The sequence below is a fragment of the Citrobacter sp. wls619 genome (genome assembly GCF_005281345.1).
Lineage (GTDB): Bacteria > Pseudomonadota > Gammaproteobacteria > Enterobacterales > Enterobacteriaceae > Citrobacter.
In genome coordinates, this window is record NZ_SZXJ01000112.1 from 1 (window position 1) to 339 (window position 339).

The following is a 339-nucleotide window of genomic DNA, read 5'->3' on the forward strand; positions in this document are numbered from 1 at the left end:
CTGGAGTTTCCGACAATAGTCTTTCTCCAGACGGGCTTTAACGTCTATACGTTGCTACAGGCTGCCCGCCGCTCCTGGCGTATCGGTCAGAAGCAGGCGGTCAGAGTGATTTTTCTCGGCTATGCGGGAAGTTCCCAGATGGCCTGTCTCGACCTGATGGCAAGAAAAATCGCCGTGGCGCAAAGCACGGCGGGTGATGTCCCTGAATCTGGTCTGGATATTCTCAATTCTGACGGCGACTCGGTGGAAATTGCACTGGCAAAACAGCTGGTGGCATAGCGCGCTTTTCTTGTTTTTGCTGACTCTCTTCTTTACCCATAACGATGGTTTCCGCACTTG

General features: G+C 52.8%; 1 pseudogene. It reads left to right on the forward strand.

What is annotated here, in order from left to right:
* Window positions 1–279 (forward strand): annotated as a pseudogene (locus FDX19_RS25010) (DEAD/DEAH box helicase); the annotation flags it as partial.
* Window positions 280–339 lie beyond the last annotated feature (60 nt).